Raw genomic sequence first — 18798 nt, forward strand, 5'->3', positions numbered from 1 at the left:
GGAACGGACAAAAGTTAATTAAGAAAAAAGAGAACCCTTGGTATAAAAGGATTCCCTTTGAAAAAATATTAACTGTGAAAATAAAAGCATCCACAAATTAATGCGAATGCCAAACCTATAATTTGATTAAATGCTTCTTGATTTCGTTTCTAAATAATTCTTTGTCTTCTGGCTTCAACTGCGGTGGAATGAGTTCTTCGATATTGTCAACGTAATCATAGCCATCTTTCGGATTAAAGCCACGTTTCTTATGTTTGTCATCATAGCCTAACGGATAATCAGACCAATCAGACCAGAAATCATTAATAGGATTCCACTCTTTGTCTGAATAATTCATAGAGGCATCGTTAAGTGCCCTTATTGAAAATTCATAATCTACGGAGGCTATTTTGTATTTTTTAGCCATTCAATTGTACCTCCATTTAGGACATTAATAGTACCGCCTGCTTTGATTATATCATGGTGACTAAGAATGCCGATAATATCGTAATTGAAATCCATTACGTTATTTCTTTCTCGGATATTATCAATTTCCCTAATAATTTGTTTAGCATCATCAATATCTAAAACGGTTGCTCCTTTAGCAATTCCCCACTTGGTTACTTTCCCATTAGGGCGAGCGTGTATCTCCGCTTGTAACTCTAGTTCAGCAAAGTAATATCCACGGCCCTTTGAAGAGCTGTATCCACCCGAAATCATCAATGGCCTATGTTTTAAGTCATCAATGAACTCGTCAGCGCTTTTCCCCTGTGAGTCATGAACGCCACGATAGACAACCTGGTCACTAAATTTGTCAACTGGTTTCGGCAATGAGTCGTAACTATTTTCGACCATCAAGTATTTAATAAACTTAGACTTAGCATCGTTATACTGATTCGAGGTATCGACAAATTTCCCTTGCTTCATCAAGTCGACTATATCGACACCTACTCGTTCTTTATAGGCTTTGACGGCTTGGTCATACCTATTTTGAATTATTCTTGGGTCTGTTGTTAATTCAAAGTCTGCTTTAGCTAAGTTAACACGTTTAACTTCATTCTTCCCAAAACCAAGCTCATTCAGCTTCTTGTCCAACATCTTGTCAGAGTAGTAAGAGCCAATCGAACAGCGGCAGTTTGGATGGGTATCTTGCGGAATCTTCGGCACCTTTTTCAATGGGTAAATCCCTGGCCCCTCGCCGTTATCGACCCGTGCAAGACGAGCACAAACAGTGCAAGCGCTCGGTTCCGCAAACCATTCTACCCACTTGAATCCGTTAGCCTCAATGGATTCACGCTGAACTTCATAAGCAACCCGTGCTGATTCAGTTCGAACTAGCCGTTCATTGGCATAGCGCTGATTCTCCATCGTGGAACGAACCGCTTTGCGTAACCGCTGGGCCATCTTTTGGTTAGATTCACCACTGATAAAGCCTGCGGATAATACAGCATCAAGATTGGCTTTCAAGACGTCCTGGTTCTTCCATAAGCGCTGGGACCAGTTACCACCTTGGACATTCTTCATAACCAACACCTGTGGTTGGAATGACGTCCAGGGCTTTGCATTGCCCAATTGTTCGCCCATGATTCCAGCTTGACGTTTGAATTCCTTACGGGCATCATCAGTCAACTTTAAGCCTAGTGAAGCGTTAAGCTCGCCGGTCAACTGTGTTAGTTCAAGGCCAACCTCAGACTTCAAGAATTCCAGGCGGTTGATCCGCATAGTGGCATTGTACAGCCGCATTCGGGCGTTCTCTTCGGACGTAAAGTCACCATAAGTAACGCGGTGGCCTTGCCCACGCAATTGATTAGCACGGCCAACCAGCTTCTGGGCATCCTGACTGGCTCGTTGAATATCCAGATTGTCAACTTCCTTTTGCATTTCAGCATAAGGCTGACCGGACCGGGTTGATAACCATTGCAATTGATTATTGATGTCGTCATTGATTCGACGAATAGCAGCTTCATACTGACTACGGATCTGACCGATATAGCGTTCATCATCAGCCAACTGCTTCATTTGCCAGCGACGTTCTTGTTCCTCCCGGTCTCGCCAATAACTACTCTTCTTCGCCATCAGCTTCACCGCCTAGTGATTCATCTTGGCCCTTCTGCTGGTCAGTAGCTGCAAACGGTAATCCGGGCATATTTTTCACCTTTTCGGCTTGCTCCTCTTGCTTCCGCTTCAGTTCTTCCTTCGGGTCATCAACAATTGACAGAACAGACAATGCTGTTTCCTGTGAAGTAATGCCCGATAGCTTCTGGGCGGTGTCAGCCTCCGATTCAACATTGGCTGGCATGTTCCGTGGGAAGTTGAAGTCGAGGTCGCTCCAGGCGTCTTCGGGAGCAACACGGCCAAGACTAAACAGGATCCGGTAGCACTGCCGTAATCCCTGACGAAACTTCCGTTCTTTATTCGCTGCCATGTTCTGCATGGGGAGCATCTTGTACTTTAAAGCTACACCAGAAGAATTACCGCTGAACTCTTTGTCGTTTAAGTTAACCACCTGACTAGTCTGATAAATCAGGTCCATTAAGCGGTTCAACATGTTCTCTTGCATGGTGTCACCATCAGGCTTACTGATGAAGTCAACTACTGCATCGGCCGCTTCAGCATCTGGCGAGTAGATCATGTGGTTCTGCATAATGTCAACATCAGGCTTACCATCGCCGTCCTTATCAAGGTTAAGCCCCAGCGCTTTCAAGTAAGCATTGTCAAAATACTCAACCTGATTGGCTTTCTGGCTCAGCACCTTATCTAACGACTGGCACAATGTCTTTACATTATCAAAGACGCCCTGACGCTCCACGTTGTCGAAGAATTCAACCGCCGGAACCATGCCATATGGGTTAGGTGTTTCTTCTCCCAGTTCATCACCAAAAGCAACGGTCTTAGTGGCGTAGTAGATATTACCAAGCCACTGTGACTTCCCCTTGCGGTCCTTAGCATAAGTGATAAAAGCTAATGGCCTCTGGGCAACGGTATCGTCATAAACCATAAAGGCCTTCTGCGGCGATACAACAGCAACCTTGGTCTCGGCATCTTCATCTTGATAGAAGAATAGAAAAGACCGGCCATACAGATCAGCTTGTTTGCTAACCTCATTCAGTCGGTCTTGTAATGAATTGCTGTCGTTCCAATCCTGTAATGATTGGTTCTGTCCCTTATCCGGCAGGGTAATCTTTGGAGGATTACCCATGAAGTAGCCATTGAAAGTGTCCACAATATAATGGGGCATATTGACCACCAGTCGATTGTCCGGGCCAAAAATCTTCTTAGCTGCGGACAGAATGTCGTGTTCCCCAACATACAAGGACCAATTTTCATGGTACTCCTTTGCCCAGTCCTCATTCTGACTAATCATTGACTGCAAATCTTCTTTAGTGATTTCCTGTTCCTTTGGATAAAGCAGCAAATGGTTATCGGTCACCTGAACATCGCTATTACTTGAAATTGCCATCTTATCACCTCACTAAATGTAAATATTGGGAAGAACCGTTGCCTTTGGACTCGCCATACCATTGATTTCATTCAAGGCGTACCGAATGGCATCAATTTCGTGGTTGTAGGCGTCAACCGGCTCATTGGTGTATTCACCAGTCTGGCGGTCCTTCTTGTAGGTGTAGTTCTCCAGTTCCTCAATCGTCTTCACACAGCGGTCATCAACAACTAGGTGGTACTGCTGCATGAAGCTAATGCCTTGAATAATACTGTCTTTTCCCTTCTTAGCAGGGCGGATCCGATAAATACCATCCCGTTTGATTTCAGCAATCGACTTCGGTTCAGCTGCATCAGCCGTGATGACTTCCTTGCTGTAACCCATCTGCTTAATCATCCGGGATATATCAGAGTTCAGCATCCCATGCTTGGCGTACTCTTCCATCACATAAATAATGTGACGGTCCTCATCGACTTTAACGTGCATGAAAGCTGTCTCGTCATTGGTGTAACCGAAGTCCAAGCCGAAGTAAGACGGTAGGCTCGACAGCTCACGAATGCTTAGTCGGCGCTTCTCAAATTCAGGGAACACCAGCTTGTCCAGCGTAGCAAACTCGCCCAGCGTGTAGATCTTGTAGTAGGCTGGGTTGGTTTGCTTCAAGTTCTCAATTGTCTTAATGTTGTCCTCATCCAAGAAGTGGTTGTCCTTGTAAGTCGACTGGTGGATTGCTACCCGATTAGTATCAACCTCAACATCAGGATCAAACCACTGCTTGTAAGTCCAATTCAGCTTCGACACCGGGTTGAACATACAGAACAACTGCCGTTGCTTATGCTTTGGTTCACGTAGACGAAGAGTAAGCTGGGTAAAGTCATCCTGGTTGAACTCAGACGCTTCTTCCATGACCACATCAGATAAGCCCTTAATGGACTTAATCTTTTCCGGGTCGTCCATCCCTTTAAACAAGAAAACCGCACCATTCGGTAAATTGATAGTACGGTTGGATTTATTGACCCGGCACAGTGGTAGTAGCCGCCAAGTAGACAAGCAATCCAGCACATCGGTAAAGATTGAATCTTGAATAGTCCGGTCGACCTTCCGGAGCCACAGCACCTTGCGGGGATGTTTCCAGTGTTTCAGTGATTTAAGCACTACCTTCTGGACTACGCCATGTGACTTGCCAGAACTGGCACCTCCATACCAGACTTCGATGAAGTGATCGTAGTCAAATAAACTATCAAAAATCTGTTTGTTAAAAACATTGGCAGGCTTAGGGAAGTTCAAATTAATCGTCGGCATAATCCATCACCAGGAATATAATAAAGAATTCAACTATCAGTGCAGCGATAAAGCACCAGGTGTTGACTAACTCAGGTTTCAACCACAATGTTGCTACAAGCATAACCGGTATAAATGCCATTGCACTAATCTTCATCATAATTCCCCACTCCAATATCAATATCCAGGTTACCGTTGACTTCCTTCTTGTCCGTCCAGGCTCCAAACCGTTTGCCGATTAGCTCCAATGCTTTCAGCTTATCAGCATTCCGGGTAGACGTTTCGATAACGTCCCCCTTGTTAGTAACGGTTTCTTCGGTAGTTTCGCCTCGCCCCATTGCTGCCAGACGCTCCATGACTTCCTGCATGTCCATCGTTTTGGCGGATTGGATTTCAGCGTTACGGCGATCTAGCTCAGCTTTAATGACAGGTTTTGACAAGTTTTCAGTAGCAATCCGGTTAGCTGTCTTCTCAGAATAGCCCGCCTTAATGGCTGCTTGAGTAGCATTACCGGAAATAATGTACTCATCGACAAACCGTTGTTGTTTCAATGTTAACTTCTTAGTAATGCCACTCACCTCCAAACAAAAAAAGCCAGCGCTAGGCTGACTCTTCTTTTAATTCCTCCATTTGGTAATTAAAATAATCTCTTGCAACATTTACAAATTCGTTTAGCAATTGGCTATTAATACCAAGCTGATTATTCATGTCGCTTTCTAATGCTTTTATCATATCAAGAACTTCTTTTTCATGGTCGTCGTTTTTGCGGAAAAGATAAAGCCGGATCATTGTTACCTCTTCATTCAGTGAAGAAAGAAGTTCTCCTGCTTTATGTAAATTTTCACTAGATTCCCTAGACATACCATCCACTTCACTTGGGCTGAAATTTAATTTTTCAACTTTATTATTCATGCTTTTAATATTTTTGACTAAAATGTTAAGCCGAAAACTATCGCTAACAAACTTAGCAATTAATTTTCTTGTTTCGTTTGCCCATTCCAATTTACTTTCATAAAAGAGTTTTTCATCTCTCTGCATTTGCGCAATCTCCTTTTGAGCCTCGATTGCCTTTTTCCCGTTTCTGCTTTGAACAAAAGCTGTAATACTATATCCAATTAGAGCAACAACACCAGAAACCAATGCAGCTATTAAACCACTATATATTGCGGTAGAAGTTGTTGCCGCATTTGTAGTTGTTAAAAGTATCATAAAAATCACCCAACTAAACATAATACAAAAAGCCTAGCCAAATGACTAGACTTCTTTGGGTGATTAGAATGGTAGTCGTTTACTTTTCGACAATACTATCCTAGCGCCATTATAGTCCCGTTCGTATCCCGCTGGCGACCTGCTCACGACCCTTTCATGACCCGTTTTTCTCAAATACCAGCAAGTTGGGGATGATTTCACTGTCGACATTGTTCTCCCACGCCTTACGTTCCAGACAGTCTGCAAACTCAAGACAGGCATACTTATCAGCGTTGGTATACGTTTCGTGACCATACCGGTTAACCAGAGGTCGCACATCATAAATATCCCAGCCATCAATATAACGTTTCTTGAGAATGACTTGGCTCATTTGCCGACAACCAGAAATAGCATCATCAACTGTCCGCTTAGCCTTAGCATATTCGGCAAACATGACCATCATCTTTTCGGTCGAGTTGCCGAACCGTGAACCACGGATTCCAGTGATGTCCATCTGTGGTGACTTTAAGCCATACTCACCAGATCGCCGCTTAATCGTGGGATAATACTCATCTTCAGAGAAAAACTCACGAACCTTTTTGATAGTTGCTTTTTTATCTAACGTTGGCACTAAACCCACAATCAGCACGCTCCTTTGGTATAATTAGTATGTTAGTTGTTAAGGCATGCTCTGTTATGGGGTGTGTCTTTTTTAGTTTCATACGACGAAAATAAAATGTAACAACCCAGACACCAATTCTGACACTAGCCACCAGCCGAACAGACCAATTAGAACTAGCAGCATCGCAATCCAGATGATAGTGATGCCAACAATCATGATTCGTTCAAACATGATTCGCCTCCAAACTTAAATACCTTGGTTAAATTGGAACCGGGCCATAACGGTTATTGAGTGACCGCCGCTGTACTATCGCCACATCACCTGTCGTGCTCTGCTTGCAGTAGATGATGTCGTAGCAGTCACCCAAGTAGCAGACCGGTCGCTTGTTTTCCATAGCCTTAATGGCTTCTTCAATCGTCATCTTGTCCAACCTCACGTAATCCAAATAATAGCAACTACCGCAATGGCGAACCCAAGAATCGTTAATAGCATCCATGCTGGTTGGTTAAGCAATCCGCTAAGTGCTACCCCAGCAATGTCCATAACGACTGCAAATGTAAGCGAGGATTTTACCACCACTTCTTGTTTAGTCATCTTCGTTACCTCCTAAGGGACGGCCACACATGGGACAGTAATTAATAGCCGTTCGATAATGTTCGGCTGGATTTTTAATTACCCAACCTCCCGGCTCATAGTCATCTTCAATTAACTTATTTTTATACGTAACGTTTAAACAATAGGGATGTTTTTTATTGCCTCTCAAGTTAATTCGTACCAATCTAACAGAATTGTCTTTCTCATAAATTAGCTGGTGCCCTGAATGACAGTACGGACAGTTCTTCTGCTTTTCAATTCTATTTTTTATTAATTTAGCTTTGCTATAGCCCGTTTGATCAGCATACTCATCAAAACGCCCTTGATCGTATCCTCGATGATATGCTTCAAATTCTTTATCCTCATCCATCAGTCGCACCTCTCATACGTCCGGCGGAAGATGTCATCGGCAATGGCCCAATGTTCGCCATCAATACCTGTGGCAATCCAATCGCCTTTATGAATGGCCATCTTGCCTTCCTTCGTTGGAATAGTGTAGAGGGGAAAGTCAGCGTAGTAATGGCCTTCTGGATTAGCTTCAATACCATACTCTTGCATCATTTCATCAGACCCATCGAACTGCTCGGCCTTGATGGTCGTCTTCTTTCTGTACTCGTGTAGCATTAGTCGTCCTCCAATTCATAATTGCCATAAATAAGTGCAAGCATGATTAATACCGGACCAAAGCGGTAATGCTTATCCATCCAATCGCCAAAATCCTTAGATGGCTTGAACTTCGACTTGTCGCCAATAGCGTTCATCTCGTAGTCTTCTCGATTGCATTCACCCAAAATTAATTTAAGTGAACCAAAGATTGTCCATCCGGCCGCTGCCGCTTCTTCGCCACCGAACATTTTAATGCGGTCATAAACCGCCTTGGGGAACTTCTGCTTGGGTAGAACGGGCTTGCCATCTTCAACCCGTACTTCGTAAATCTGCTTTAAGATTTGATCCATATTTTCAAGCTCGAAGAAGTAATTATCCATGTCTGCATTCTTACTCATTAGTCGTCCTCCACTGGTTCAGCGTGCCGAATCAAATCCTGGAGCCAGCCGACGCCTTTGAACTGGTTCCGATTAGCGATGATGTCTAGTTCTTCTTGAGTGAACTCCTGCTTTAAATCTGGTCTTTCTGCACAAGCAAAGAATTTTGCTGTTTTGACGTCTTCTCTATCAGCAGCCAGATACTGGTATCCATTGTCGGAATTAAGACCCCGTAGACGGACACGATACTTAGGCTTGTCTTCACGGTCTTCCAGTGGTGTAGATAGAAATTGATTAATCAGTGACGAAACGTATACACGTTCAGCATTATTAAAAGCACCAGCTGTAACCTTTTCGTAATTGCTAATTTCAAACCATGTTTTTGCATTGTTTGGGATTAGTAACGAAATTATGCCACCAATCCAAACATGGATTTCACCATCCTCCCCGACTGTTACATCTTCGATTTCTAAAATAGATTTTAGTTTTTCGATTAGTTCTTCTGTTGTCATCATTGTTCCTCCTCAATCCACGTCATCAAAGACTTCCGTAATACTATCAATCGAAGCAATCGGGATAATGACCCGTCTGCCGTTCAAGTTAGTGCCAATGAGCACCACCGTCCCAGCATGATCCAGGGCCCGCCTGGCTTCCTGATACGTCGTTCTCAGCTTGTGGGTTGCCCCACCGATTGTCTGCACTCTAATCAATTTCATGGTTGTCCTTTCTCATCAGACCAGCCAACTAAGTAAGCAGGGCTGACGTGTAGTGCGGAGGCAAGCTGTTCCCATTTAGCCAGCTTGGGCTCACGCAAACCTAGTTCATACTTTGCTATTGCGTCACCCACAAGTCCTGCTCGTTCCCCTAGTTCCGCTTGTGTCATTCCAGCGGCTTTCCGGCACTCTCTAATTCGATTTTTCATCGTCTTCTATCTTCCTTTCACTTTTCGCCATTGATCTTCCTGGTAATCAGCAACGGCAACTAAAATCTTTACCACCAGTGGATTGCGGTTGTACCGCACTTCAATCATCCCCAGCGTTTCGGTCAGCCATTTCCAGTAACGATCACTAGTCAAACCCTCCCGCTGTAACATGACGTTCGATGCCTTCATCCACTCTTGCAGGTCGTTAAAGAACGCTGCCCAATTCATGATTCCACCTTCTCCAAACTGATGAACAAGCCCGGAATCTTAGCCCAGAACTTCTGAGCAATCAGGCTAACCACCAAACGATCATCTTCAAAGTAATTCAGCTTGTTCATTACGTCTTGCAAGAGTTTCACCAGGTTGTCGCAATCTGGCTTGGTTGTCTTAGGCTGTCCATCATGTGTACCAGTCACCAGTGGGAAGCAGAACTTCACCACCAGCTCCAACGGTCCTTTCATTGGCTTCTTAGGCGCATACTGTGCCAGATAGTCAGTTAAGTTAGCCCGAGCTTGCTTCAGCTCGGTCGGCTCATAGAAGACAGGCTTATCATGAACAACGTGGACTTGCTTTTCTTGGTGGGTCACCGTTGGGATTTTCATTGGGATAAAGAATTGCATTATTGTTCTCCTCATCACTTGACTTTTACTACATTGTGTTCATCGACAAACAAAATATTGTTTTGCTTAATACGTTGGTAAACTGCCGGTTGACTAATTTTTAGTTCTTTCGATAAGTCTTCTAATGTCACTGGCAAAGGCCAGTTAGCCTTTGTAAGTCGATTGTAAGCAACCCGTAGCTCTTGTTGGGTTCTGAGGCGCTTCCTACGGTTAGCCTCTTGTACACTTTTTATCCATTTCTGATTAGGCTTTTCAGCCTGGTTTGTTTCATCTTCAGATGCCCCGTGCCATAAATGGGTTCCTCTATCAAAAATAATCCAATGGTTCTTAGTAACTAAATCTAAAAGCACATCAGCAGCACTTGGCTGTTTCAATAACCACTGTGCAACTTCATTTTTTGACAACTCATATTCTTGACCCGGCTGTTTCATATACAGAGGTGGCATTTGTCTAACCGCTTCAATGAAGCGTTGGCCCTTTCTCGTTTCGTTAAATGTTTTTCTTTTAAGCATTTCTGATACACCTCTTTTACTTACTTTTATTCAGTGACTGTAAACCACCCCTTTTAAACTTTTGGGTGCCGCCTGTAAACGGGGTTCGGGGGTCTCGATGTTTCAGTCATCCTCCCCCGTTTTGTCACCACGTGGACTTGAAAAGTCCGTGGTGACAAGGGGGTGGTGACAATCGCTGTCGTAGCAGTGGTTTCAAGGTTGTCACCGCCAAGTGACCGCCAAGTTGGCATTCACGTAAATTGTCACTGTCACCGCTAATAGGTGGTTTACTGGCTGTTTACAATTACTTATTTTTAGTAACAATACCGTCAGTTGCTTCAAATAGCTCTGACTTCTTAACTCGTTTGTATGCTGCCTGTCGACTAATCCCTAGGTTAGCGGCCAGCTCCACAATTGAAATTGGCGCTCCATCGTTGTGAAAGTCCACCAATTGCTGATAGGCTTCTTCCAACTCACTTTGTGCCTTTTCATTCTTACTTTGGTTGGCCTCTTGCATGCTCTTCTTCCACTTGGCATGATTTTCTGGATTCTCAATCGCCACCGTGTCCAACTTATGGTCCACCTCGTAAACCGGATATTTGAACCAGTAGCTGATGGGACGGAATGACGGGAATTCCCGCAGGGTCCCCTCTAGCCGCCAAGCGGTATGCAGTGCTGCTTGTTCTTTGACTTGTTGCCGCTTCTTAGCAATCTGCTGTAAAAGAACTTGCTTATTCGGCAGGTCAACAAAGGCACTCATCAAGTGGTCGTCCATCTTGCGGACGTTCATCATGTCGGCTTCTGGCACCTGGTGATAGGGATTGTACTTAGCGATTTCACCGGCAATGAAATGGCATTCCTCATCAATCACGTGGGTAGTCCGCAGGTTCTCATCAACCGGCAACGGCGTTGCTGTCAAGATGCTGTCGGGATCCCGTGAAAAGACCCCCGATCCACTTGACCGTTCCATTGACGACTTGCCACCCTGGGCACCCTTGCTGAAGTGGTGAGCGTAAATGACGGAACTCCCCAGCTCGGTCGCAATCTTGTCGAACTGGTTGACGAATTTCGCCATATCAGAGGCGGAGTTTTCATCCCCCGTCAGGACCTTGTAAATTGGATCAATGATAATCGCTGAGTAGTGACCATCTTGAGCACGTCGAATCAGCTTCGGGGTCAGTTTGTCCATCGGCGTTGTCTTCCCCCGCAGGTTCCACATGTCGATGTTGTTGACGTTGCTATGGGTGATTCCCATCGCCCCATAGATGTCGACTAGCCGCTTCTTAGCGGAGTTCGGGTCGATTTCCAAGTTGACGTACAGCACCCGGCCTTGCTCACACTGAAAACCATTCCACTGAGTCCCTTCAGCAATCGCGATTGCTAACTGCATGAGTCCAAAGGACTTCCCGGCTTTACTAGGGGCCGCGAATAACATCTTGTGACCTAGCCGCAGAATGCCGTGAATCAACTCCGGTGCCAGGTGAATTGGCTTATCGAACAAGTCGTTCAGATTCTCAATGTCTGGTAGATTGTCGTTTAGGTCTTCGATGTAGTCTTTCCAACTTGCCCAATCTGCTAAGCCGATGTTAGAATCAACTAAGAATTGTTTGTCCCCGTTGCGTTCAAAGCCCGGTAAGCGGCTAAGGCGTGACGGGTTTTTGTCTTGGGTATCAATTTCAATTCCATTTTGATTTAACACGGTATACAGGTACTGAACCCGCTCTTGGTACTCATACTTGTTCTTAGCGTCAATCTTGACTAAGGCATGCAGGCTCTTCCCAGCCGAGTAGGTCAAGGTCGCGATTGGCAATTTGAGCTTGCGGAACAGTTCATTCTGTCGTTCTAGTTCCAAACTGTCACTTTCCACCAAGGCATATTCAAACTTAGCCACGTTGTTGTTCTTAATGCCATCCCCATCGAGGGGGTTAATCCGCATCCAGGCCCCCGCCTGTGGGTTGGGGTCGCCAAACACCATCGATATATCACCCTTGCAGCTGTCCAGAGCTTTTAGTAAGTCCCCCGCAGTCCGGGTGTATACTCCATTCCCTGACGGTACCCATTTTGTGGTGCCGTCTTTTTCTTCCTTTGGATAAGCCTGTGTGACGTAATTGATATAGTCTTCCGGCTTATAAAGAGCTTGCACGAAACGCTTAATCTGGTCCACCGGATCCCAGTTCTTCGGCTCTTGTAGTTTAGTCCCCTTGATGTAGTCCGTATCAATCAGCCGATAGCCTCGGTCCAGGTCGTCCACTTCTAAGGCGGAGTCCCAGTCTAGGACTTCATCATCGTGGCTTGCTGGTTGCCAGCCAGCATCTTTTGCCATCTGGGTAATGGTGGCCCCCGTGACGACACTGCCCGCTTCTTCCTTAAAAGTGCGCCACTTGCGCTCGCACTCACCAGCATGGTAGCGGGATCCGTCACGTTGCGACCACTGGTCCCAGTCCGATACAGAGTAGCCTTCGTGTTTGAGGGCCATCCCCACCTGGGCCCATTCCGTATAGGAGCAGGACGCCGGGTCGATGTAGTCCAGCAAGGGTCGTAAGTCGAATTGCTCGTCCATTGTTTACCTTCTTTCTGTTAAATTTTCAGCGCTGAATGCCAAGTGAGGGACTCGGACCCCCACCAGTCACCATGACTTGGCTAGTTACTTGGTACAAAAGTTTGAACGTTAATGCTGTATGGCACTCGCCAATGATTAGCGGCAATCCGGCCAATCATGCTTTTGGCCGCTTCAAAGGACCACATGCCGACATTCTGGAATCCGTATATTTCCAGGCGATGAATTTGCTTTGGCGTGGCGAACCCGTTTTGGCTACGCTTAATCAAGCGGGTAATCATTACGGACGCCTTGCCCGCATTACCGATCGTTGTTGGATCAATCCCAAACCTTTCCAGAGTAGCGGACTGTTTATCACTCATCGGGCCCATTTCCCAGCCGAACGCTGGTTGGTAGTTTGCTAGGTCCAGGTCTTGAATCGACATTTCAAACTGCAAAGGGTCCACAAGTTTTCGCCGCTTGTGCCGTACTTCTTCGAGCCGCTTCTTCAAAGCGTCTTCCCGCTCTTGAACGACGTCTCGCTCCGCCTTCTCCTCGGCTTCTTGTAGGTCGGTCGCTTCTTCACTTTCAGCCTGCTGTTCGGTCATCTTCTTCACCACCTCATCGTTAGTGGTGATTAAGTTGGCCGGGTGACAGAGTTCGTGGCGCTCCGTGTTCCAAAGGAAGTCCAGCAGTAGCAGGCTTTCCTTGCCAGGAGCTAAGCGGGTCCCCCGCCCCACCATCTGAACATACAAGGACCGCACCTTAGTGGGCCGCAAGACGACAATGCAGTCAACTTGTGGGCAGTCCCAGCCCTCAGTTAGCAGCATGGAATTACATAACACTTGGTAGCGGCCGCCAGCATAGTCAGCCAGGATCTGTTCCCGGTCTTCGGATTGGCCATCGACTTCCGCCGCCGTCATACCTCGTTCACGCAGTAGCTGGGTAAACTGCTTAGCCGTCCGCACCAGCGGCAGGAACACCACTGTCTTACGGCTCTGGCACTGCTTAACCATCTCGTCAGCAATCTGTGCCAGGTATGGTTCCAAGGCATCCCCCAGCTGACCAGCGGAGTAGTCCCCTGCTGTTTGCTGGACGCTGGTGATGTCCAGGTTTAGCGGAATCGTCAGTGCTTCAATCTTGGACAAGTAGCCCTCATTGATGGCCTTGGGGAGCTTGTATTCGTAAGCCAGGCTGTCGAAGTATTCTCCCAGGTTCTTCATGTCGCCCCGATCTGGTGTGGCCGTGACCCCGAGGACCTTGGCATTTTCAAAATGCTTTAAGACTTTTTGATAGCTATCGCTGATAGCATGATGGGCTTCGTCGACTACGATGGTATCGAAGTAACCTCGAGCGAACTTCGCCAGCCGCTTGTCACCTTGCATAGTTTGGACCGAGCCAACAACTACACGGGCCGAATTGCCAAGGCTGGTCTGACTTGCCATCTCAGTAGCGGTAGCCAACCCGCAGGCTTTATAGAGCTTGTCGGAGGCTTGCTCAAGCAACTCCTCCCGATGAGCCAGTACCAGGACCCGGTCACCATTAGCCACACAGTCCTGAATGACTTTGGCAAAGACAATAGTCTTTCCAGTCCCGGTTGGCAGGACTAACAAGGTCTTACGGTTGCCCTGTTGCCATTCAGCTTCAATGGCCTGCCGGGCTTCTTCTTGATATGGACGCAGTTCCATTAGAAGGCCCCCGGTTGTCCACCATTAGCCCCCTGCTGGCCGTTGAACGGTTGCTGTGGTTGTTGGCCCGCCTGACCATTCATCGGCTGTTGGGGTTGCTGTGGCTGTTGTGGGAACGGCATTTGGGGTTGATTCATCTGCCCCTGGTTCATCTGCTGGTTAGCCACATTAGCGTTCACTGCCGGAGTTGGATCCTGTGGCTTCAAGTAGCGGCCAATCTGGTTATTAGTCCGGTCGTCACCGTTCTGGTTGGTGTAGTGATGCTGGGTGATTTCAGCCTTACCTTTGGAGCCGATTACCGTACTCCAGTTTGGCGTGAAGGGTTGACCGGTAACAACTGGCTGACCAATGCCGGCAAAGAATTGAGTTAGCTTCCACAGCATTGACTTCATCAGATACAGCCGCTCCTTGATATTGGCCGTACCCTTCTGCGATTCAACCTGGATAGTCAGTTCTGCATATGGGCAGCCATTCGGAATTTTCGTAGAGTTCCCGTCATAGACTTTCTTTTCCATCTTGGACACGGTGAAGTTATAGACCCCTTCGTCTAGTAAGATGTACTCGTCCTCTTGTGCGGTAAAACCCTCGCCCCATTGTAAAAATTCGTTGTTTTGATTGTTCATAAGTAAATACCTCTTTCTTAATTGTTTTTAATCTGTGTGTTGTAAAAGTTGATTGCATCTGTCCAATGGTCATTGATATGCTGCCAGGTTGTCGCTGGTACTTGCGATATTGGCGTGCCTGGTGCGACGAACTTGCCTTGGTACAGAATTGCTTGTAAGTCGGCTAACTGAATCTGGCTGCCAATCATCTTGGTAAGAATATCAGCCGGGACCTCACCATTGTCAGGTTCAGTAGGCGGTTGCACGTTCAGTCCCATCACCTTTTCTAGCGGCCCCTTAATGGCGTCATAATTGAATGGCAACTGGTCATCTAACCCTAGTCGGTTCTTGGCGTCCCAGGCGGGCTTGTGGGTAGTGTACATAACCCGTTGGCCCCCTTGGGCTTTGCCATGACCATTAGAATCGGTAACGACTGTGGTCTTGTAATCGGCGAACAGCAGCAAGTCGGCCCACTCTTTTAGCAGAGCGGAATTCTTATCCCGGTCTAGCTTCAGTTCCCAGCGGTCATAGCGGCCAACCTCATCAGGCTGTTCTCGTTTGACCAACTTAGCGTGGGCAACAACAACCACGTTGATCCCCGCCTGGGTAACTAGGTTCAGCCCGTTCAGCAACCGAATGATTTCATCAGTCCACGCAACGTACTTGGTTCCATACCCAGCGGCGTCCATGATCTTCCAGTTGTGTTTTCTTAATAGCCATTCCTTTGCCATCAACTCGGACTTGTCCATCGTGTCCAGGACTAAGGTTTTTGCTGGCCGCTTGGTCGCCACGAAATTGACTTCGTTTAGTAACTCGTCCCAGTCTTTGGGGTACGGCAGTCGCTTGGCATCAATGAAGCTCGTCCCCCTATCATCGGTGTCGATGAAGAGTGGGTCGGGAAACTGACTAGCAAAAGTGGTTTTTCCGATTCCCTCGGGTCCGTAAATGACGACTTTCTGCGGCCTAGCTTGGCGGGTGTTAGTGATTTCAAATTCCATAGGCACCACCTAGTTGACGATTGTCTCTTTCTTGTTTAGCTTTCAAAGTCACATCTTTTTCAAACATCCAATAACCCTTTTGACGGCTTTTATTATCTGCGTAACAAGCAGAAGCTATTGCAGTAGCAGAAATTCCAGTTTGGCGTTCTGCTTCGGCAATTGATGCGAATCTATGCCATCGCTCTCCTTTTCTACTTTTAAACAAGACCGGAAAAGACCTCTTTGGATTGTTGTATAAAGCTTTGGAAAGATTAGGGTTGTGTCGTTTGTTAAATGCTGGAACATTGTTCTTTAATTTATCCATTATGAAATCACCGTCTTCCGATTTGGCACCAGCTTAGCCGCTGGCACTTCCTGTCCAGCTTTTAAAGCAGCGTACAGAGCTTTCTTGTCTGGTCGGCTAATGGTCTTAGTTTCCGTATGGACAAATGTCATTGGGAGCTTGTCAGGGTCACCGATTACCACTGACGCTTTGTAGTTACGTGGCTTTAAGATGTGGTTAGCCGTCCGGGCTTCCTTATAGCCAGCATCATCAATGGAATCCGTTAGATAAGTCATCAGGTTCTTGGACTGGTTTTCCAGGTACTTCTTTTTGTCTTGAAGCTCCTTGATCCGCTTGGCAATCCATTCCTCAGTAGCATTATTCTGGTCAATCCAAGTGGCAATGTTGTCCCACTTGACTTCACGGGTGTCTTGAATGGCGTCTAGCGAATCCGCCAGCACCGTTGGGTCTAGGTCGTCCCGGTCTTGCAGGGCCCGGAAAGAGTCGTTTAATTCAAATAGATTCACGGTTAACAACCTCCTTTAGCTCATCGGCTAAATCGTACTTAGTAATAATTTCATACAGTACCTTGGGCAACATCTCGGGAGTGCGTCCCAGAGCCGCCACAATCATGCGGACTTGGGTGTCAACGTCCCCCCCTTGGTAACAGCGGAACTGCTCAGTGTTATCTTTGATGGTTGCAACAGAAAAATGTGCTTGTTTCATCCTGATTAACCTCCGTTCGTGGTATAATTCAGGAAACGAATAGTTAGTTGAGAGAATCAATTCGTTTCCTGGGCGTCGATGTCATCACCATCGGCGTCTTTTTTTTACGTCCGTGTACATTGACTGCGGTGCGTACCGGAGCAGCAGTACCAGAAGCACCATTGCTAAGAACAGTCCTGCGTTAAACATTCCGTAGAAAAACGCAACAGTCATTGCAACGGACACGGTTGCTGTCAGTGCATGGCTCATCGGTCGTCATCTCCTTTCTTCTCAAAAAATAGGTTGTACAGTACCGCCCCCAGCATAATGACTGTGATAATCAATGGTGCTAAGGCAAACGCTAAGCTGTCCATAATGCTCACCTCCTACGGCAACGGTTGGTTCCAGTCAATTTCGTCAACGTGTTTATTCAACCAATCTGAGGCTACTTGGTCGTTAATCCGAATGGGATGTCCTGATCCACAATTCAATCCATACACGCCTGGCATCTGTGGTAATAAGATTGTTCTTAACCAATTAGGTGACTTTTTAATTTTGTGTTTCTTTTGGAATTCTTCCAGACTAATCAGTTGCGGCAAGGCTGGCTTATCCTTAGCTGGTTCATCAAAGTACGGTTTCAACATTTCAGCTGCGGCCTTGCGATCCTCAGGCGGTGCTTCCTTGATTAGCTCTAGTAATGCGCTCATTTGACCAGCTCCTTTTTCTGCTCTTACGCTGCCAAAAAATAATTGGTAAAGTATTGCTGGCCTTTCCCAGTAACTTTAGTAGTCTTGTTAACTCGGGTAGTGCCGTTGGCATCAATCGATGTGCTTTCTTTAACCTTGAAAAGTCCCTTATTCATTGCCATTTGAGTCGGTGCATTGTAATCAGTTCCGCGACGTTTGATCAGGTAACCATTCTCCCGAAGCCATTGGAAGAAGTGATTCTGCCCCATCGTTACTTTCTGGCCTGCAACAGTGATGTAATCAACGCCATTGGCTTTTAAAATCTTAGCCATCTCGCCAATCAGAATATTGGTCTTAGCAGTTGAAACTGCATCGGCAAATAATGCCTTGGGTTTCATTTCTTCGATTTGAATATCCTTTTGTTTAAGCTGGTCAGCAGCCTGTTGAAGCAAGTTTGCTAGGCCTTGAGCGTTATGAGTAACCTCAAATGCTTTTTGATCAGTCATGTAAGCACCATGCTTGCGGATAGTCGGTAGAACCTCACTGGTTACCCAATGCTTGAACTCATGAGCTTGTGGTAACTCAGAGCTAAAAATAAGAGAGTAGACTCCAGATTCAGTGATTACTACTTTGTTGGTCCAATCATTTGGCGACCAAAGGGTGGCGCATGAATCGCCCGAATTCTTGCGGCTCAAGGATTTGCGGTCATCAGAATCAACGTGTTGGTTAATTGCACGGTTCAAATCTTTATACCCAAGAATCTCAGCTACGTCCTTGCCAACAAAACAGGGTTCACCATCAATGGTTACTGTCCGGACTTGTTTTCCTTTGAAATTGAATAGTTGTGGTTGCATTTAATCGTCCTCCTTTTTATAGGTATAACTTAAAGTTGACTAACGTGTAAAAGAAATGCCCTCTAAGGGGATGTTGTAGATACTTGCAAAGCCCTGCCCAAAAGCTGGCGGAGTTTCAGCTGGATGCTTTTCGTATTCCATAATACGCTGACGTGAAATTTTCATGCCAAAGTATTCACTTAGCTTGTCCGCAGCCTGAGCTTGAGTCATATTTGCATTTGCCCTAGCTGCCCTTAAAGAAATTCTCGTAGTGCCATTAATCATTTCTTCACCTCCTTGTTTCAATTTACGGTTATCATATTAGTCTAACTTAAAGTTATAGTCAATAACTTTTTAGAAATTAATATAACT

The 18798-nt window shown here is 46.1% G+C and carries 29 protein-coding genes; all 29 read right to left on the reverse strand.

Annotation, left to right across the window (positions count from 1 at the left end; genetic code table 11):
• Positions 1-115 precede the first annotated feature (115 nt).
• The 29 genes from N4599_RS02600 to N4599_RS02740 all read right to left on the reverse strand — a co-directional run bounded on the left by N4599_RS02600 (position 116) and on the right by N4599_RS02740 (position 18711).
• A complete protein-coding gene (locus tag N4599_RS02600; protein WP_260901786.1) occupies positions 116-406 on the reverse strand; it encodes a hypothetical protein in 291 nt (96 codons plus the stop codon).
• Positions 385-2055 (reverse strand): hypothetical protein, encoded by a 1671-nt coding sequence (locus N4599_RS02605; protein WP_260901788.1) that lies wholly within the window; start codon positions 2053-2055, stop codon positions 385-387. The genes N4599_RS02600 and N4599_RS02605 overlap by 22 nt, the downstream gene beginning before the upstream one ends.
• Positions 2039-3439, reverse strand: coding sequence for a phage portal protein (locus tag N4599_RS02610; protein WP_260901789.1), 1401 nt, complete (start codon positions 3437-3439; stop codon positions 2039-2041). The genes N4599_RS02605 and N4599_RS02610 overlap by 17 nt, the downstream gene beginning before the upstream one ends.
• A gap of 12 nt (positions 3440-3451) precedes the next feature.
• On the reverse strand, positions 3452-4717 hold the full coding sequence (locus N4599_RS02615; protein WP_260901790.1) for a PBSX family phage terminase large subunit: 1266 nt from the start codon (positions 4715-4717) through the stop codon (positions 3452-3454).
• The gene (locus N4599_RS02620; protein ID WP_260901791.1) at positions 4704-4856 is read right to left on the reverse strand and encodes a hypothetical protein; all 153 of its coding nucleotides are present in this window, start codon (positions 4854-4856) and stop codon (positions 4704-4706) included. The genes N4599_RS02615 and N4599_RS02620 overlap by 14 nt, the downstream gene beginning before the upstream one ends.
• Positions 4843-5247 carry a terminase small subunit gene (locus N4599_RS02625; RefSeq protein ID WP_260901793.1) on the reverse strand — a complete coding sequence of 135 codons (405 nt, stop codon included), beginning with the start codon at positions 5245-5247 and terminating at the stop codon, positions 4843-4845. The genes N4599_RS02620 and N4599_RS02625 overlap by 14 nt, the downstream gene beginning before the upstream one ends.
• Before the next feature lie 49 nt (positions 5248-5296).
• Positions 5297-5926 carry a hypothetical protein gene (locus N4599_RS02630; protein ID WP_260901795.1) on the reverse strand — a complete coding sequence of 210 codons (630 nt, stop codon included), beginning with the start codon at positions 5924-5926 and terminating at the stop codon, positions 5297-5299.
• A 133-nt stretch (positions 5927-6059) separates the two neighbouring features.
• Positions 6060-6524 carry an ArpU family phage packaging/lysis transcriptional regulator gene (locus tag N4599_RS02635; protein ID WP_260901796.1) on the reverse strand — a complete coding sequence of 155 codons (465 nt, stop codon included), beginning with the start codon at positions 6522-6524 and terminating at the stop codon, positions 6060-6062.
• Positions 6525-6765: 241 nt separating this feature from the next.
• Positions 6766-6927: a hypothetical protein gene (locus N4599_RS02640; RefSeq protein ID WP_260901798.1), complete on the reverse strand. Its 162-nt coding sequence runs from the start codon at positions 6925-6927 to the stop codon at positions 6766-6768.
• A gap of 11 nt (positions 6928-6938) precedes the next feature.
• Entirely contained in the window at positions 6939-7100 is a 162-nt protein-coding gene (locus N4599_RS02645; RefSeq protein WP_260901799.1) for a hypothetical protein, read from the reverse strand.
• A complete protein-coding gene (locus N4599_RS02650) occupies positions 7093-7470 on the reverse strand; it encodes a hypothetical protein (protein ID WP_260901802.1) in 378 nt (125 codons plus the stop codon). Before N4599_RS02650 ends, N4599_RS02645 begins: the two co-directional genes overlap by 8 nt.
• Positions 7470-7724, reverse strand: coding sequence for a hypothetical protein (locus N4599_RS02655; protein WP_260901804.1), 255 nt, complete (start codon positions 7722-7724; stop codon positions 7470-7472). Before N4599_RS02655 ends, N4599_RS02650 begins: the two co-directional genes overlap by 1 nt.
• Entirely contained in the window at positions 7724-8104 is a 381-nt protein-coding gene (locus tag N4599_RS02660; protein WP_260901808.1) for a hypothetical protein, read from the reverse strand. The genes N4599_RS02655 and N4599_RS02660 overlap by 1 nt, the downstream gene beginning before the upstream one ends.
• A complete protein-coding gene (locus N4599_RS02665) occupies positions 8104-8595 on the reverse strand; it encodes a hypothetical protein (RefSeq protein WP_260901809.1) in 492 nt (163 codons plus the stop codon). The genes N4599_RS02660 and N4599_RS02665 overlap by 1 nt, the downstream gene beginning before the upstream one ends.
• Before the next feature lie 12 nt (positions 8596-8607).
• Entirely contained in the window at positions 8608-8799 is a 192-nt protein-coding gene (locus N4599_RS02670) for a hypothetical protein (protein ID WP_260901810.1), read from the reverse strand.
• On the reverse strand, positions 8796-9005 hold the full coding sequence (locus tag N4599_RS02675; RefSeq protein ID WP_260901812.1) for a helix-turn-helix domain-containing protein: 210 nt from the start codon (positions 9003-9005) through the stop codon (positions 8796-8798). Before N4599_RS02675 ends, N4599_RS02670 begins: the two co-directional genes overlap by 4 nt.
• 6 nt (positions 9006-9011) lie before the next feature.
• The gene (locus tag N4599_RS02680; RefSeq protein ID WP_260901813.1) at positions 9012-9233 is read right to left on the reverse strand and encodes a hypothetical protein; all 222 of its coding nucleotides are present in this window, start codon (positions 9231-9233) and stop codon (positions 9012-9014) included.
• The gene (locus tag N4599_RS02685) at positions 9230-9625 is read right to left on the reverse strand and encodes a RusA family crossover junction endodeoxyribonuclease (protein ID WP_336604905.1); all 396 of its coding nucleotides are present in this window, start codon (positions 9623-9625) and stop codon (positions 9230-9232) included. The genes N4599_RS02680 and N4599_RS02685 overlap by 4 nt, the downstream gene beginning before the upstream one ends.
• A gap of 14 nt (positions 9626-9639) precedes the next feature.
• Entirely contained in the window at positions 9640-10137 is a 498-nt protein-coding gene (locus N4599_RS02690) for a hypothetical protein (protein ID WP_242363032.1), read from the reverse strand.
• 283 nt (positions 10138-10420) lie between these two features.
• Positions 10421-12676: an AAA family ATPase gene (locus N4599_RS02695; RefSeq protein WP_260901815.1), complete on the reverse strand. Its 2256-nt coding sequence runs from the start codon at positions 12674-12676 to the stop codon at positions 10421-10423.
• Positions 12677-12756: 80 nt separating this feature from the next.
• The gene (locus N4599_RS02700; protein ID WP_260901816.1) at positions 12757-14340 is read right to left on the reverse strand and encodes a DEAD/DEAH box helicase; all 1584 of its coding nucleotides are present in this window, start codon (positions 14338-14340) and stop codon (positions 12757-12759) included.
• Positions 14340-14963, reverse strand: coding sequence for a hypothetical protein (locus N4599_RS02705; RefSeq protein ID WP_260901817.1), 624 nt, complete (start codon positions 14961-14963; stop codon positions 14340-14342). The genes N4599_RS02700 and N4599_RS02705 overlap by 1 nt, the downstream gene beginning before the upstream one ends.
• A 17-nt stretch (positions 14964-14980) precedes the next feature.
• Positions 14981-15940, reverse strand: a complete 960-nt coding sequence (locus N4599_RS02710; protein WP_260901818.1) for an ATP-binding protein — start codon at positions 15938-15940, stop codon at positions 14981-14983.
• Positions 15930-16244: a hypothetical protein gene (locus N4599_RS02715; RefSeq protein WP_260901819.1), complete on the reverse strand. Its 315-nt coding sequence runs from the start codon at positions 16242-16244 to the stop codon at positions 15930-15932. The genes N4599_RS02710 and N4599_RS02715 overlap by 11 nt, the downstream gene beginning before the upstream one ends.
• The gene (locus N4599_RS02720) at positions 16244-16729 is read right to left on the reverse strand and encodes a siphovirus Gp157 family protein (RefSeq protein WP_260901820.1); all 486 of its coding nucleotides are present in this window, start codon (positions 16727-16729) and stop codon (positions 16244-16246) included. Before N4599_RS02720 ends, N4599_RS02715 begins: the two co-directional genes overlap by 1 nt.
• Entirely contained in the window at positions 16716-16928 is a 213-nt protein-coding gene (locus N4599_RS02725) for a hypothetical protein (protein WP_260901822.1), read from the reverse strand. The genes N4599_RS02720 and N4599_RS02725 overlap by 14 nt, the downstream gene beginning before the upstream one ends.
• A gap of 365 nt (positions 16929-17293) precedes the next feature.
• Entirely contained in the window at positions 17294-17614 is a 321-nt protein-coding gene (locus N4599_RS02730) for a hypothetical protein (protein ID WP_260901824.1), read from the reverse strand.
• Between the two features lie 23 nt (positions 17615-17637).
• Complete coding sequence (locus tag N4599_RS02735; protein ID WP_260901826.1) at positions 17638-18447, reverse strand: phage antirepressor; 810 nt, start codon at positions 18445-18447, stop codon at positions 17638-17640.
• A gap of 39 nt (positions 18448-18486) precedes the next feature.
• Positions 18487-18711, reverse strand: a complete 225-nt coding sequence (locus tag N4599_RS02740; protein ID WP_242363097.1) for a helix-turn-helix domain-containing protein — start codon at positions 18709-18711, stop codon at positions 18487-18489.
• Positions 18712-18798: the final 87 nt, after the last annotated feature.

It is taken from the genome of Limosilactobacillus oris, from assembly GCF_025311495.1.
Classification (GTDB): domain Bacteria; phylum Bacillota; class Bacilli; order Lactobacillales; family Lactobacillaceae; genus Limosilactobacillus; species Limosilactobacillus oris_A.